This window comes from Brumicola pallidula DSM 14239 = ACAM 615 (assembly GCF_000428905.1).
Lineage (GTDB): Bacteria > Pseudomonadota > Gammaproteobacteria > Enterobacterales > Alteromonadaceae > Glaciecola > Glaciecola pallidula.
The window spans coordinates 78,849-95,132 of sequence record NZ_AUAV01000008.1 but is presented as its reverse complement, the minus strand read 5'-3'; the positions used below and the strand labels follow the sequence as shown (position 1 = coordinate 95,132).

Here is a 16,284-nt window from a genome sequence, read left to right as displayed (position 1 = left end):
GGTTGTTTCCTTGTCTCCTCGCTGAGGCATTTTATATACCCTGACCACATTGGTCAGGGCTTTTTTGTTTATTTAAAGGAATGACAATGCGCCCGAATGTAAGTGTAGTTTGTTTGAAAAGTGTCACTTGCGTGATCTTAATTTCCCTGTTGTTTAGTTTAGCACCTGTGGCCAAGGCAACTGCATTGGAAAACACGAAAACAGCAAAGTTGGTTATTGTCACTATCGATGGCTTACGCTGGCAGGAAGCGTTTGGCGGCGCTGATGAAAAGCTGCTTAATAATAAAGATTTGGTAAATAATGTTGATGCGCTAAGCGCTCGCTTTTGGCACCCCGATAAACAAGAGCGTAAAAACCGCTTGATGCCCTTTTTGACCAACGAGATAGGTAAAAACGGCGTATTAATTGGCGACCGTAATAATCAGTCAAAGATGTCATTAACTAATAATCAGCACTTTTCTTTCCCTGGCTATAACGAAATATTTACCGGCAAAGTTGACGACAATTTGACATCAAATGCAAAAGTTTTAAATCCAAATGTCACCTTTTTGGAATGGTTGAACAAGCAAGCCAGTTTCAAAAATCAAATTGCCATCTTCTCAGGTTGGGATGTATTTCCGTTTATCTACAATAGAGAGCGCAGCGGCCTGTTTATTAATGCTGGATTTGAGGACATGTCGTCCATACAAAGCACTCCAAAAAGTTCACAAGACAAGCATACAGCAACTAAAATACAGTTGATGAACCAGTTACAAGCTGAGATACCCAGCCCCTGGGCGACGGTAAGACACGACGCCTTCACTTATGGCTTCGCCAAGCTTTATTTACAAGCAATGCAGCCTAAAGTGTTGGTCATCAATTTAGGGGAAACTGACGATTTTGCGCATAATGGAAAATATGATGCGTATTTAGATAGCGCCAAACAAACTGATGATTATCTGCGTGACTTATGGGCAACAATGCAAAACATGCCTGCATATAAAAATAACACCAACATGATCATTATTACCGATCACGGTCGCGGCAACGACGCGAGTGACTGGCAACACCATGCTTCAAAACAAGCAGTACAAAACTACATGACCACATTATCCCGCTTCAAAGATGGTATTGTTGGTTCGGAGCATATTTGGTTTGCCGCAATGGGTCCTGATATTAAAAGCCAAGGACTGTTAACCACCACCAGTGAATTAACACAAACTCAATTTGCAGCCACCGCATTGGCTTTACTCGGCATTGACGTCAGCCAATACGATATTGCCGCAGCAGCGCCATTAAAAGGAGTTATGCATGAATAGTATTCGCCAACTAGCAGCAAAAGCCTTATTGATATCGAGCTTTTTTGTATTCTTATTTGTCAGTGGATTTATTGGTTCAATGGTCGCCGCTCAAGAACTGCCCACAGCGCCACCAATTTCTATACAAGCAAGCAAGGTGACACATATTCTATTTGGTTCGTGTTCACATCAAGATAAAGCCATGCCGATTTTTGATGCTATTTTACGAGAACCTGCAGACGCGTTTATTTTCCTCGGGGACAACATTTATGGCGACACCGAGGATATGCAGGAGCTTGCGCAAAAATATAACAAACTGGGGCAGGACCCAGGCGTCAAGGCCTTAAAAAGTAGGGTAGCGGTTTATGCCATTTGGGATGACCACGATTTTGGTGAAAACGATGCTGGAAAACACTATCCGTTCAAAGCAGAGTCTAAAGAAGTCATGCTCGACTTCTGGAATGTAGCCAAAGACAGTCCGCGCAGAAGCAGAGAAGATGGCATTTACGGTAGTTACCTTATTTCCTCAGACAATGCTGATCTTAGAGAAGCTGGTATTAGAGATGCTGGTGTCAGAGAAACTGGTGTTAGAGAAGCTGGTATGAAAGAAACTGGCATGCAGGAAGCGGGTATTCAGGAAGCTGATGTTACCGATTTAAACGCCATTCGATTGATTTTACCTGATTTAAGATATATGCGAGATGACCTAGAATCGGTCGGTCCTGTTGGCTATGAAACGGATCGCAAACTTAAAGATATGGGGCCTTACAAGCACTCCAAAGGGTCGATGTTAAGCGAGCAACAATGGCAATGGTTAGAGATTGAGTTACAGCAACCTGAACGGATCAAAATAATTGGTTCAAGCTTGCAACTCATCGCCGACTTCACTGGATGGGAGTCATGGGCTAATTTTGATGATCGTCAGCGCCTTTTCGATCTGATAAAAAAGCACAAAGTTAATGGCGTGTTCATTATTAGTGGCGACACCCACTGGGGCGAAATATCAAAATTTGATACCAGCATGGATTATCCGCTTTGGGACATAACCAGCTCTGGTTTGACCGAAGAATGGAAGCAAGTAAGTCCTAACCAACATCGGGTTTCAGGTTACACGGATAAAGTGAACTATGGCTTTTTTACGGTTAACTGGGATTTAACAGACCCCAGTATTCATTTCGGCTTAAAGGACGTTAACGGCGCTGTTGTGATGCAACAAAACATCGCATTATCCAGCTTATCGCCTTATCAACCTTAAAAACCTTAAAAACCTTAAAAACAAATTTCCGCTACAAAACCAATCAAGGCTTAAGCACTTAAGCCTTTTTTAATTAAATATCGATATGGCGCTGCAGCAACTTCGCTGGCAATCAAGGTATGCTGCATAAAGCGACAAAAACTCGGTACATCACGGGTTGTTGAGTGGTCATCAGCATAAATAGACAGGGTGTCACCGTCCTGCATGTTGCGGATTTGTAGACGGATCATCATTACCGGCTCAGGGCATCTGAGGCCTATCGCGTCGAGTTGATGGTCGGCTTGTTCAAATATATCTGTCATAGCACCTTATTAACGGCATAGCAGTTTGTTAACGGCATAGCGCTTTGTTAACGCCATAGCACTGGGCTAAATGCCGTATTTCTCACGGTAATGATTAATACTTGCCACAGCGTCAGCGTTAGTTTCTTTGGCCGACAAATATGCCACCACATCCGCTAAGGTGACAATAGAAATCACGTGAGTATCGAAGTCACGTTCGACTTCTTGAATGGCCGACAATTCGCCTTGTCCGCGTTCCTGACGGTCAAGTGCGATCAGCACACCGGCCAAACTCGCATCATGTTGTGCAATTAGCTGCATAGACTCACGGATCGCGGTGCCGGCAGTAATAACATCATCCACCAGCATAATTTTGCCAAGCAGCGGACTTCCGACTAAATTGCCACCTTCACCATGCAGTTTTGCTTCTTTGCGATTAAAACAATAAGGCACGTCAAGGTTATAATCATTTGCTAGAGCGACCGCTGTGGTGGTCGCAATAGGAATGCCCTTATAAGCAGGACCAAACAAGACATCAAAATCAACATTAGCGGCTTGCAACGCCGCTGCGTAGTATCGACCCAGCTTGGCTAAGTCGCCGCCCGTGTTGAACAAGCCAGCATTGAAAAAGTAAGGACTTAACCGCCCAGACTTCAACGTGAACTCACCAAAACGCAGTACCTTGCGTTCAATTGCAAATTCGATAAATTCTTTTTTGTAATCTTGAAGTTGAGTTGTTTGCATTCTTTACGCCTTTGTTATCAACCCAGAAAAGGTGAGCCATAATAGTGGCATTTCAAATTCTGTATAAGTGAAAGGCCTCATATGAGACCTTTCATTTTTCTTCACTTGTCTGTATTGACGACAAAGAAACTTACGCTAGCGCACTTTTCTGAGCATCAAATAATTCCATGATGCCGTCTTTGGCTAAACTCAACATTTCGTTCATTTCGTCAAAACTAAACGGTTCAGCTTCAGCAGTGCCTTGCACTTCAATAAGCTTGCCGGTGTCGGTCATTACCACGTTCATGTCAGTTTCAGCAGCAGAGTCTTCAAGATACTCAAGATCAGCAATCGGGCTACCTTTGTATATGCCAACCGAAACAGCAGCAATCATATGCTTCATTGGGTTAGCTTTCAAAATGCCTTTAGCTCGCATCCACGTTAGTGCATCAACCAATGCCACACAGGCACCGGTGATAGACGCTGTACGTGTGCCTCCATCGGCTTGAATAACATCGCAATCAAGTGTAATGGTGTTTTCGCCTAGTAACTTTAAATCAACAGCAGCGCGCAATGAACGCGCAATTAAGCGTTGAATTTCGAGTGTACGACCACCTTGTTTACCACGCGCGGCTTCACGATCAGAACGCGTGTGCGTCGCTCGTGGCAACATGCTGTATTCAGCAGTAATCCAACCTTTGCCTTGGCCTTTCATAAAACGAGGCACCCCTTCAACAACTGAGGCATTGCAAAGCACTTTGGTATTACCAAACTCGATCAGTACAGACCCTTCTGCATGACAAGTAAAATTACGGGTAATTGTGACGGGACGGATTTGACTAGCAGTTCTGCCGCTTGGACGCATGTTTATCTCCTTAAAATTCAGGCAAGAATTATAGCGTAGTTAAACGGTGATCGGGAGGTGTAAAGTAAAGTTATCGGAAAAAACTTAAAAACTGCGCAAGATTCGCCAATTTAATAAAGCCTGTTACACTAACAATGGCTTGTTGCTGGTTATTGAACGTTGAAACATCACTATTCAACCAGTCGAGCATACCACTCAATTTATGCCACTTGTGATCGCCTCGTATTGATTAACGACGACGATGCTGCAAGAGCTTTTAAGGAACACCTATGATTTACAGTATGACTGGATTTGCACGCCACGAAATTAAAGCCGAATGGGGCAGTGCCGTTTGGGAAATTCGCTCGGTTAACCAACGCTACCTAGAAACCTTCTTCAGACTACCTGAGCAATTTCGCAGCCTTGAACCGATCTTACGTGAACGTTTTCGTAAAGGCCTGCAGCGCGGCAAAGTAGAATGTGCATTGCGCTTTACTATGAATGATGAAAATGTGAGCGCCATTAACGTTAACAAGGACTTAGCCAAACAAGTTATCGCTGCAGCGGCATGGGTTCAGCAGCAAGGTGATGTTGCCCCCGCTAACCCGATCGAGATTTTACGCTGGCCTGGCGTTATCGCCGCACAAGAGGCTGACATGGACACCATTCAAGCTGACATGTTAAAAGCGTTTGATGCAACATTTACAGAGTTTGTGGCGTCGCGCGCAAGTGAAGGCGACAATATGAAAGTACTCATTCAACAGCGTTTAGAAGCCATCCAGAGCGAATCCAATAAGGTGACTGCGCATATGCCGACTGTTATTGAATGGCAAAAAGACCGCATTCGCACCAAGTTCAACGACGCACAAATTGAATTAGACGCCACGCGGGTCGAGCAAGAAATGGTGCTGCTTGCACAAAAAATGGATGTTGCAGAAGAACTGGATCGTTTGAATTCGCACGTGACTGAAACCCTGTCTATATTGAAAAAAGGCGGCGCTGTCGGTCGTCGTTTGGACTTTATGATGCAGGAATTCAATCGTGAAGCAAACACGTTGGGCTCGAAATCAATTAATACTGAAGTAACGCAATCGGCGGTTGAATTGAAGGTGTTGATTGAGCAGATGCGTGAACAGATCCAGAATATAGAATAAACATTAATCTGCGTTAATTAATTCAATATTTTCATACCCTTAATTGAAATTAGCATTAAATTGAATTTATTTAAATATGACAGAATTAAACTTTTTATATGACAGAAATTGTGACAGAAATAATAATGTATGTATAATCACAAAATCTGTCATATTTTTGGGTTTATATGGATACAAAAGAAAAGCACCATCAATTAGTTAATAAAATAAAAGCAGGCAAAGCTACTGATGCGGCGATCAAAGCAATCGTCAACAACGGATATGAAAGCTTGACCCGCCTCGAAACAGGATTATTTTTAAGAATTAGCGCTGAAGGTACAGGTTTTTTTTCTTACCAATTTACTTACTTGGGTAAAACTCGACGAATGACTTTGGGTACTTATGGCAAGCAATCTGATCGCATGACGTTAGCCGATGCGCGTATTGCATTGGCGGAAGCTAGAGCTTTAGTTAAAAATGGTCATAACCCTTTGGTAGAAAGACAGCGCTCCAAAGTTAGTCAATTTCAAACCGTTGATGATCTCGCTCAAAGTTGGCTGGAAAAAGCCAGGGTGAAAATTAGACACTCTAATATACCTATCCGCATCTATGAACAAGAGATCAAATCAATATTAGGTGGATTGCGCCTCGACAGTATTACCGGTTTAGACATAAAGGATGCATTGGATTTTGTAAAGGAACGCAAAACTGAACAGAGGCCAACAATCGTAAACGACACGCTTACCCACTTGAAACAACTATTCAAACATGGCGTGAAACTTGGTGTTATTAACCATAACCTTGCATTAGCATTTGATAACAGCGATGCAGGCGGCACTGAGAAATCGCGAACTAGAAATCCGACCATAGAAGAATGGGAAATAATATTTTCAGTCATGCGGACTTACCAAGCGCACTTTACTCGTGAGAATTATCTAGCCGTAGCGCTTCTTTTGATCCTAGGAGTCAGGAAGGGAGAGCTTATTTCTCTTCAATGGAACCATATGAACTTTGATAAACAGACATGGTTTTTGGAAGCGGAAAATTCAAAAAATGGTTACGCGCTAGATATACCTTTGCCACCTTTAGCAATTGAGTTATTTGAGGAGCTTAAAATCAGAGCAAATGGTTCTGCATACGTATTTCCCTCTCGTCGTGCAAGCAAGCGAAGGGGATATATTAGCGATGATACATTAAACCATGCATTAACAAATTTGTTCGGAAAGAAAACGGGGAAGTTAGCCAGTAGCACTGGTGATGTTTTAGGTGAGGCCGGAATTGAGTATTTTGTTATACACGATATAAGACGTTCTACTCGAACCATAATGTCAGACAATAATGTTGCTGATAAAGTAGCAGAAAAAGCTATTAATCACCTTAAAAAAGGCGTTGAAGGTATATATAATCGCGATTCATATTTTAAGAAACGTTTTAAAGCTCACAAAATTATGGCTAAGTTGGTAAAGAAAATAGTTTAATCTTCTTTAGATTGAGAAGACGGATTTTCCAGGGCCAAACTAGTGTCCGAAGAACTAGGGAGCCATGGTTTTTGTTTGAAAATTGTGACAGGTTTTTGAGTTAGATTAAAATAGTAGGTGGTAAATAAACTTTCAATTCGGTTGCCTTTTGCAAAAAAATGAGTACTGTCACTGATGCTCACATGCAGATTTGTTGGTTGCGTTTCGCAATCTGTGATGACATTGTCAATTTGACTCGCCTTCTCGGAATAGTCTTTGAGCTATCCTGAAGTACTTGCCAGCCGCGCGTAAGAGTGCATGTGAGCACTTTTACAATAAATGAAATGAGTAAAATGTGATTCATAGAAGAAACTACTTATTACTTAAAAAGGCCCAAACGAAACCTGAATTAGCATCAATTTTGGGTATTCCTGCAGCCTTTCTTACAAGAGTTGTATACAAGCCAGGTGTAAGTACACACTATCATCAATTCAAAATACCAAAAAAATCAGGGGGAGCTAGAAGTATTTCCGCGCCCTCTAGTGAATTAAAAGATATACAGCGTAGATTGTCGGATTTACTTTTAGATTGCAAAGCGGTCATACATGTCGATAACAAGGTCGAATGTACGCTTTCTCATGGCTTTGAACGCGAAAGATCTATCATTACTAACGCTCGAGTCCATAGCAATAAGAAAAATATTTTAAATTTAGATTTAGAAGACTTTTTTGGTAGTTTCAATTTCGGTAGAGTCCGTGGCTATTTCATTGCTAATAAACACTTCAAGCTACATCCTCACATTGCCACAGTGTTAGCGCAAATAGCATGTTTTGAAAATAAACTCCCTCAAGGCAGTCCCTGTTCACCTGCTATAGCGAATTTAATTACTAGTAGTCTTGATATAAAACTGTCAACTTTAGCTAAAAGAAGTGGTTGCTCATATACCCGATATGCAGACGACATAACATTTTCTACCAGAAAAAGTGCTTTTCCTGTTGCTATAATAAAAGACGACGAAAACCTAACGTTGGGGTCAAAGTTACTAGGGGAGATAAGGCGTGCAGGGTTTTCAGTAAATCCTAGAAAGACTAGGTTACAATTTAAAGATTCTAGGCAAGAAGCAACGGGATTGGTCGTAAATAAAAAAGTAAGTGTTAAATCTGAGTATTGGCGATTGACGAGAGCAATGGCTCATTCGTTATTCAAGAATGGAAAATTCCATATTCCACAACAAGACGGAACACATAGAGATGGATTAGTTTCAGAGCTAGAGGGCAGGTTAACTTTTATCGATTCGGTTGATTTTTTTAATAACCTCGCAAATAAGAAACATCCCGCGTCAAAATTTGAACCTAGGGTGCACAGCGGTTTGAATGGTTTTCGTGGGAAGCTAAATTCACGAGAAGTAGTCTACGGTAGATTTCTACACTATAAACATTTTTTTGCAAATGAGTACCCAACAATCTTAACTGAAGGTAAGACCGATAACGTATACTTAAAAAGCGCACTTAGCATACTTCAAGGAACCTATCCCAATTTAGTCACCGCAAAAACTGCGACGGGTCCTTATAAGCCAAAGCTTAAGTTTCCACATTTAAATCGTAAAACGATGTACCTACTAGACATAGGTGACGGCGCAACACCTTTTGTCAGATTTGTTCAAAGGTATGCGAATGATTTAAAACAATTTGAAGACAAAAAAGCTATAAATCCAGTAATTTTAATACTTGATAATGATGACGGCCCTAATGTGCTATTAAATCACCTAGTAAATAAGGTTAAATCATGTCCTAATGACAAAGCAACGTTAAAAAATAGTGGTTTTATTCATATATTCCACAACCTGTATCTAATTTTGACACCCCTTAAGGCTGGAGGAAAAGACTCGGCGATGGAAGATTTATTTGATAAGGCAACGTTAGCTAGAAAAGTTGGTGGAAAAACATTCTCGACAGCTGAACATTTTGACAACGCTAAACACTATGGAAAACATATATTTTCTACCAAGATTGTTCGTTCAGATAAAAACAATATCAACTTTGATAAATTTAATCATTTGTTTGAAGAAGTAGAGAAGGTAATACAACACTATGAAACTTTATGATTTGCGCTTGTACAAGTAAAGCTAAGTTTTAAAATTCCCAACTCGTAGCGTATTTAGCCGGTTATCTTGACAAGCTATGTTCAGCTACCATTACTCCAATGCTCACTCAACGCCTCAGCTTGCTTCAAACACAACTCAATCGCTTCATCGGCCTTGTCTGGTGGATACTTCCACTTGCGCAGTGCACGGCGCACTAGGTTTCGTAGTTTTGCTCTAACGCTGTCTCTTACTTGCCAGTCTATAGTCGTGCTTTTACGCAACTGTGTTGTTACATGTTTGGCCAATTCACGAAGGTTGTTGTCACCAAGCTCTCTAACGGCCGATTCGTTTTGAATTAATGCACGATAAAAAGCAATTTCATCCGCGTCTAAGCCAGAATTAGCCGCGAGCTCTTCGTCTTCAGCCATTTCTTTGGCCATTTTGATGAGTTCTTCGATAACCTGAGCCGTTTCAATCGCACGGTTATGATATTTGCGCAGTGTTTCTTGAATGCGTTCCGAATATTTCTTTTCAGATACTACATCGGTCTTCATACGAGCTTTAATCTCGTCACGCAGCAGTCGCTCTAGCAAATCGACGGCTAAATTTTTTTCCTTCAGATTGGCTACGTCTTCCATAAATTCAGGAGACAATAAGCCTATATTGGGTTTGTCTAGACCAACTAAATTAAATATATCGTCCACACCATCAGCAATAATCGCATTGTCTATGATCTGCTTAAGCGCTGAGTTCTTTTCTTCATCGGTTCGACGTTTATCGATAGTGGTAAATTTACTAATCGCATTCTTCACCGCACCAAGAAAGGCTATCTCCTTTTTATATGATTCTACTTCATCCATTGTTCCGCAAAGTGTGTAGGCTTTGCTAATAGCAGCCATTACGTCAAGAAAACGCTTCTTGCCATCGAGTTCACCGTTTTGACCTTTTAAACCCAAAACATGGTTCATTGCGCCGGGTAAAAGCTGTAATGCATTCTCCTCGTAGCCGCTGTAATCGAAACCTGAACCGTTAGCTCCCGGTGAAGAGAACATGCTTCTAACCACATCTATTTTCTCAAGTAAAATGGCATAAGCCTCATGAGTATTGTGAGTCGGCTTACCTTTACCATTTGAACCAGTATAGGTTTTTAATGCTTGTTTCAATTCATTGGCGATGCCTATGTAATCTACTACCAAACCGCCGGGCTTATCTTTAAACACCCGATTTACCCTTGCAATCGCTTGCATTAGGTTATGACCTTTCATTGGCTTATCGATATACATAGTATGACAATTAGGCGCATCAAATCCGGTTAGCCACATGTCGCGAACAATTACCACTTGCAGCGGATCGTTTACATCCTTAAAGCGTTTTTCAAAAAGTTTCTTAGTTTCTTTGTTGTATATGTGCGGTTGTAACTTAGCTTTATCTGAGGCTGCGCCTGTCATTACTACCTTGATAGCACCCTTTGTTGGATCTAGGTCATGCCAGTCAGGCTTAATAGCCACTATTGCATTGTATAAATCGACGCATATTTCACGACTCATACATACGGCCATCGCCTTGCCAGGCATCGTTTCAATTCGGCTTTCAAAATGCTGAACCAGATCACTTCCCACCAGCGTGACACGAGGCTCACTGCCAACTAGCTTTTCTAAGGCCGCCCATTTCGATTTAGTACTTTCTCTAACTGCGGTATTTTCTTCATCTTCGATGACTTCATCAATTTCATCATTCAGCGCTTCTAGTTCCGCTTCGTTAATATCCAACTTAGCTAAGCGCGACTCATAATAAATAGGCACGGTTGCGCCATCATCAACGGCATCCTGAATATCGTAAATGGAAACGTAATCACCAAATACTGCTCGGGTATCTTTATCCGCCGAATCTATTGGAGTACCGGTGAAACCGATGAAAGAGGCAGCGGGCAATGCATCACGCATATGTTTAGAGTAACCAAAGGTATATTTACCTGTTTTGGTATTAAACTTGGCTTTATCACCATACTGACTGCGGTGTGCTTCATCGCTGACTACCACAATGTTTTTACGTTTACTTAAAACAGGATGAGCGGTTTCATCCCCCAGCAATGCGAACTTTTGAACTGTGGTGAAAACAATACCTCCTGATTGACGTGAGGATAAAATTTCGCGCAAATCATCCCTGTCTTCAGCTTGAACAGGAATTTGTTTGAGTGTTTCCGCTGCCATTCCAAAGGTATCAAAAAGCTGTCCATCCAAATCATTACGACCGGTTACAACCACAATCGTCGGGTTATTCATTTCCGATTGAGCAAGTAATTTGCCTGCATAACACACCATAGAGATAGATTTACCTGAACCCTGTGTATGCCAAACAACCCCTGCTTTACCTGAGCCTGGAACAACTTTGTTGGCATAGTTTGCTCGCGGTTCTGATAAGCTGCTCTCGCCTTGTGAGGCAATTACAGTCGCTCTTACTGCTTCACGCACTGCATGAAACTGGTGATAACCAGCAATCTTCTTGATCGTCGCATCACCCGCTTGCTCAAACAAAATAAAGTGATGAATGTAATCTAAAAATAATTCTGGTTTATAAAAACCTTTGACTAAAGTTTCTAGCGCATATTCAAACAACGGCCTGTCATGTTCATCGTTAACGGTTCGCCATGCCATAAAGCGTTCTTTATTCGCTGTTAATGAGCCCACACGGGCATTTAGGCCATCGCTTACTACCAATGCTTGGTTAAACGCAAAGAGGTCAGGAATTTGCTCTTTATAAGTTTGTATTTGTTGATAGGCCGACCATATATCCGCTTTGCTGTCGGCTGGATTTTTGAGCTCTAGTAGTGAAACTGGCAAGCCATTGATGAAAACAAGCACATCAGGACGGCGATTGCCTTTATTTCCAATAAGGGTGAACTGGTTTACCACCAAGAATTAATATCCACAATGTTTGGATCGCGGCTGCCAAAAATTTTGTGGCCCGCGGCGTTAGGACGACTAAAACAAGCAGTCATTTTTATTTCATAGTGGCTCCGTTTTCATTCGTTTTGCATAAATAATGCCAAGGCAAGTAAGCATTTAATAAATTCTTAAGATATTGATAATGTTAATTATTTTTATCAGCCAGTCAGTGTACTTGTCACAATTAAAGCGAGTAGCCCTATAATTTTTACACGCAAATGGGAATTTTTGACCTGCACTGTGTTACATGTAGGTAATGTGTTTGCACAATTTTTGATTACGTATTGTACCTGCGCGAGTTACGCGCTTTTATCAATTAAGATGCTGAGCGTAGCAGCCTCCACATAGCTTAATTGGCTATCACGTTGTTGTGGTAAACGACTCATTAAGGTCTGTAACGCCCCCGATCCGTGCAGGTCGTTGAGGCGTTGCAGCGGTATTGTCAAGTTTACGCAGACACCAGTAACTGTGAGACAATTAGGGCATGAAAAATACCAAAGTGTATGCGGGTTATCGCTACATTGTAGTCAGATCAGGAAGAAGCGCGGCCAACTGAGTGGCACGTGGTACTTGGATGAAGTATTTGTAAAGATAAATGGTGACCTACATTATCTTTGGCGAGCAGTCGATCAAGATGAAGATGAGCTGGATATTCGCGTTCAAAAACATCGCAACAAAAAGGCTGCCATAAAGTTCTTTAGAAAGTTATTGAAGGGCCAGCAGGCAACGCCGTTGAAGATCGTCACCGATAAATTGAGAAGTTATTCGGCTGCGAAAAGTGAAATTATACCCAGTATAGCTCTTTGTACAGAGCAATATGAAAACAACCGCTGTGAATTGTCTCATCAGCCTGGTAGGCGACAAGAGCGGAAAATGCGACGGTTCAAATCACCAGGGCAAGCTCAACGATTTTTAGCGTGTCATGGCATTGTAAGTAATCTGTTTAGGCTTGGCCGTCATCACATGAAAGCTCGTAATTACAGGATACTCCGTGAACGGGCATTTTGTGAATGGACTAGGGTTAGTTGCGTCCACAATTTGGCATAAGCTATTGCAGAGTTATTCAAGTCACTGCCAGGCACAGGCCCATGTTTAGCACCCAGGCTATTAGCCGCCATTGGTGAAGACAGAAGCCGATTTAACAGTGCTCAAGAGATACAGAAATACGCTGGACTATTCCCCGTGACCGAACGAAATGGCCAAAGGTAAGTCTCACCAGACTGCGGTTAGGGCATTAGCCTACAAATGGGTGCGTATAGTTTATAAATGTTAGAAGACTCGGACACCTTATTGAGTAGTCTTGGTTAAAATCAAAAATTTCCTGATAGCTGACTTTTAGTCAATAGCCGGTTTTCAAGTGTTCTGCCCCCTTGATTCGGCAGTCATATATGGATAAAGGGCTTGATTTGAATGCAGCCATTGATGGCATGATTGCGGATGAACAGCGTAGCGTTAGAGAGCTCTAACACGCAAATAAATCCTGGGGGAAACGCCTATACCAAATTCACAGGGTATGGGCGTGACAACCGCCCAAGCTTCTCTGCTATGTGTAATTTTATCACGCGCTTCATATCATCAGGGCATTGCGATGCATTGATGATGTATTCATATGCATTCTCTACTTTGCTACAAAGCTGCTTGATTAGCTTTTTCGTTGCGGAATTAGAAAGTCCTATTTGTTGACCAAATTTAATAAAGTCATAGCCGGTATAGTAACCGTATTGTTCGTATGCCTCAGAAAACACCGCTTCCAATTCACTATTAAGTAAACTTAACGACAAGTCATCGCCATAGTACTTCGGGTAGGGGGCGACTGATAACACATCGTAAACAGGCGTAAAATTTGTCATGTAATGCGACTGTGAATTTGGTTTCCTGAATAAAGAAAGATTCTTTAGGTGTAAGTCATTGTTGCCCACGATATAAGCGAATAGCACTTGCCTAAAGCCATTTAATGTCACGCCACGATTTTGACCGCTAACTGTGAACAGCGTATTGAGCGTAAATTCATAAGACAATGCATCACTGCCTTTATTGACAGGCGCGACCAAACATAGACTGGCCGCATCTTCGATGAAAAGACGCTTTGCGTCCTTTAATCTGTCAAAGCGTTTGGTTAAATAGGCCAACTCACCATTTTCAAAGGGTACAAGTGCATTTTGCGCAACATCAAAGCCAATAACCTTGGCAAGTTGCATAATACAATGTTCGTTTTCCGGTAGATGAGGAAAATCATCTGGAGCGGGTTTAACAATGAATTGCCCGTTTTTCTTAACTGGCACCAGCACCCCATTCACCAACGACATTAATAATTTTTTTTGAGCACCAGACACGGAATTGCCCTCTGTATATTCAGGCGCTAAATCATTAAACGTTTGTGCGTCACCTTGCACGCGAAGGCCATTCTTAGGAAGTTGGCTAATACCAAACATGGTTTTGAGGAAGTAGCTGCTATAAGGCGACTCATTCCCTTTTGGGCTTAAAGATATCGTGCCCAGTCGTTGGCTCATTGCTGCATATCCTTGTTGTTGGGCTGAACTGATATTGCGCCAATCAGATCGCCACCATTGGCCAGTAGCAATCCAAAATCATCGCGTTTATCTAATCGTGCTTTGCTTGCTTGAAAGACCCTTACCCAACCTTCAGAGACTAAGTTGGTGAAAAATGGGGACAGCACATCATGCACATAAGGCTCATTCGTTAGGGGAAAGTGATAGCCTATAGGCGTGCCACTTTGAATGATATAATCACCGTCGTACTCAAACGTATAACTTTGTGCGCCGGTTGTTTCTTTGTATTCAGTTAATAGACCTGCCAGCTTGCCATTGGCAAAGACACGCCCTTGTCGACTTATATTACTCATCAGCAGATTTACGTGAAATAGTCAGTGTCATGCCCATGATATCAAGTAGTGCAAGGACAGTGGATACCTTTGAGTTAGTTGGGTCACTCGTCATGGTTGATATGGTATTGGAAGTCACACCACTAAGTAAGGCGAGCGTTTCATTGCTCGATTTATTAGTTTGTTTGTATCCTTTCGCTATTTTACCGATCTGGTGGATATCACCTAGCGTGTCACGCTGATCCATTGCAGCGATGAGTTTGCGCTGAAGCTCAGACAAGGCGCTAAATGTTTGAGCCTCATAGTTTGCTAGCAATCTTTTAACATTGTTATCTGTCGACATAATTCACTCTGCGTTTGGGTAAAGTCTTATTAAATACAACAATAACTAAATGTAGCGTGGCATGCAATATGTAATAACAAATATGTTTGTAGAATGCCGCACATTGTTACACAAAAGCAACCTGCACTTGGTTATTCAGCGCAATAGACGAATGGACCATTCATTCTAAAACAGTCGCTGGTATCACACTGTTGGCATTTAAAGTCGTCAAATTTATCTCATTTGACCAATTCATCATATTTTCTCTGTGACAATCTTTTTCTAGGCAATGTGCCAGTTTCACCTCTAAACCTACGGCGTATCGCGTGGCCACTTCTTCGATCTTTTAGTCTACGATTTCTTTTATTTTGTTCATTTATCTTGGCTTTAATTACGCCCTCAATTTCGTTTTTTTGTTTTTCGGGATCAACAAAAAATGACTTGCCCGTATTTTCATCTAGTGTGAATTGGCCGCCAGAGGGACCAGCGTAAGTTACGAGACCGTTAGAAATTGGTGCATAAAGTTCGGCAATCAATATTGTAGTCAGATCAGGAAGAAGCGCGGTCAACTCGGTGATATGTGGTACTTGGATGAGGTATTTATTAAGATCAATGGTGTTTTGCATTACCTTTGGCGAGCTGTCGATCAAGATGGTGATGAGCTTGATATTTTGGTTCAAAAACGCAGAAACAAAAAGACCGCAATGAAGTTCTTTAAAAAGTTATTGAAGGGCCAGCAGGCAACGCCATTAAAGATAGTCACCGATAAATTGCGCAGTTATTCGGCTGTGAGAAGGGAAGTTATGCCCAGCGTTGCTCATTCAACCCAACAATACAAAAACAATCGCTGTGAATTGTCTCACCAGCCGGGTAGACAACAAGAACCGCAAATGCGGCGGTTTAAATCACAAGGCCAAGCACAACGATTTTTAACGTGTCATGGCATTGTAAATAATCTGTTTAGGCTTGGCCGCCATAAAATGCAAGCCGATAATGACAGGATACTCCGTGAACGAGCATTTAGTGAATGGACTAGGGTTAGTTGCGTCTAGAATTTGGCATGAGCTACTGAAAAGTTGTTATTATCATCTTAATTCGATAAGTTAATAGTGCCCTTTCATT

At 41.7% G+C, this 16,284-nt stretch carries 11 protein-coding genes and 4 pseudogenes; 8 read left to right on the top strand and 7 right to left on the bottom strand.

All coding sequences use genetic code 11. The features are described from left to right. The first annotated feature begins 86 nt into the window (after positions 1-86). Positions 87-1,298, top strand: a complete 1,212-nt coding sequence (locus tag G399_RS0102015) for an alkaline phosphatase family protein (protein WP_006014201.1) — start codon at positions 87-89, stop codon at positions 1,296-1,298. After that, on the top strand, positions 1,291-2,532 hold the full coding sequence (locus G399_RS0102010) for an alkaline phosphatase D family protein (RefSeq protein WP_006014200.1): 1,242 nt from the start codon (positions 1,291-1,293) through the stop codon (positions 2,530-2,532). The genes G399_RS0102015 and G399_RS0102010 overlap by 8 nt, the downstream gene beginning before the upstream one ends. A 50-nt stretch (positions 2,533-2,582) precedes the next feature. Here G399_RS0102010 and tusA read toward each other — a convergent pair whose 3' ends face one another. From tusA to rph, 3 genes are all read right to left on the bottom strand, one after another. Next, positions 2,583-2,834 carry a sulfurtransferase TusA gene (gene tusA / locus G399_RS0102005; protein WP_006014198.1) on the bottom strand — a complete coding sequence of 84 codons (252 nt, stop codon included), beginning with the start codon at positions 2,832-2,834 and terminating at the stop codon, positions 2,583-2,585. Between the two features lie 66 nt (positions 2,835-2,900). Then, positions 2,901-3,557, bottom strand: coding sequence for an orotate phosphoribosyltransferase (gene pyrE, locus G399_RS0102000; RefSeq protein WP_006014197.1), 657 nt, complete (start codon positions 3,555-3,557; stop codon positions 2,901-2,903). Positions 3,558-3,687: 130 nt separating this feature from the next. Beyond that, positions 3,688-4,401: a ribonuclease PH gene (gene rph / locus G399_RS0101995; RefSeq protein WP_006014195.1), complete on the bottom strand. Its 714-nt coding sequence runs from the start codon at positions 4,399-4,401 to the stop codon at positions 3,688-3,690. 269 nt (positions 4,402-4,670) lie between these two features. On the opposite strand from rph, the gene G399_RS0101990 reads away from it, so the two are divergent. From G399_RS0101990 to G399_RS0101980, 3 genes are all read left to right on the top strand, one after another. Continuing rightward, positions 4,671-5,534, top strand: a complete 864-nt coding sequence (locus G399_RS0101990) for a YicC/YloC family endoribonuclease (RefSeq protein WP_006014189.1) — start codon at positions 4,671-4,673, stop codon at positions 5,532-5,534. A 167-nt stretch (positions 5,535-5,701) separates the two neighbouring features. Further along, the gene (locus tag G399_RS0101985; protein ID WP_006014186.1) at positions 5,702-6,991 is read left to right on the top strand and encodes a tyrosine-type recombinase/integrase; all 1,290 of its coding nucleotides are present in this window, start codon (positions 5,702-5,704) and stop codon (positions 6,989-6,991) included. A 334-nt stretch (positions 6,992-7,325) separates the two neighbouring features. After that, the gene (locus G399_RS0101980) at positions 7,326-9,074 is read left to right on the top strand and encodes a retron Ec67 family RNA-directed DNA polymerase/endonuclease (RefSeq protein WP_006014183.1); all 1,749 of its coding nucleotides are present in this window, start codon (positions 7,326-7,328) and stop codon (positions 9,072-9,074) included. 80 nt (positions 9,075-9,154) lie between these two features. Here G399_RS0101980 and G399_RS19970 read toward each other — a convergent pair. Then, positions 9,155-11,971 (bottom strand): annotated as a pseudogene (locus G399_RS19970) (type I restriction endonuclease subunit R); the annotation flags it as partial. A 546-nt stretch (positions 11,972-12,517) separates the two neighbouring features. Between G399_RS19970 and G399_RS19965 the strand changes: the two are divergent. Continuing rightward, positions 12,518-13,045, top strand: a pseudogene (locus G399_RS19965) (IS6 family transposase); the annotation flags it as partial. Between the two features lie 6 nt (positions 13,046-13,051). Beyond that, positions 13,052-13,268: pseudogene (locus G399_RS21445) on the top strand (transposase); the annotation flags it as partial. A 223-nt stretch (positions 13,269-13,491) separates the two neighbouring features. On the opposite strand, the gene G399_RS0101965 reads toward G399_RS21445, so the two are convergent. The 3 genes from G399_RS0101965 to G399_RS0101955 are packed head-to-tail and all read right to left on the bottom strand — an operon-like array spanning position 13,492 to position 15,183. Continuing rightward, the gene (locus G399_RS0101965; protein ID WP_006014175.1) at positions 13,492-14,508 is read right to left on the bottom strand and encodes a HipA domain-containing protein; all 1,017 of its coding nucleotides are present in this window, start codon (positions 14,506-14,508) and stop codon (positions 13,492-13,494) included. Then, positions 14,505-14,861: a HipA N-terminal domain-containing protein gene (locus G399_RS0101960; protein WP_006014173.1), complete on the bottom strand. Its 357-nt coding sequence runs from the start codon at positions 14,859-14,861 to the stop codon at positions 14,505-14,507. Before G399_RS0101960 ends, G399_RS0101965 begins: the two co-directional genes overlap by 4 nt. Next, entirely contained in the window at positions 14,854-15,183 is a 330-nt protein-coding gene (locus tag G399_RS0101955) for a hypothetical protein (RefSeq protein WP_006014171.1), read from the bottom strand. Before G399_RS0101955 ends, G399_RS0101960 begins: the two co-directional genes overlap by 8 nt. 446 nt (positions 15,184-15,629) lie before the next feature. Between G399_RS0101955 and G399_RS19960 the strand changes: the two are divergent. After that, positions 15,630-16,214 (top strand): annotated as a pseudogene (locus G399_RS19960) (IS6 family transposase); the annotation flags it as partial. Between the last annotated feature and the right edge of the window lie 70 nt (positions 16,215-16,284).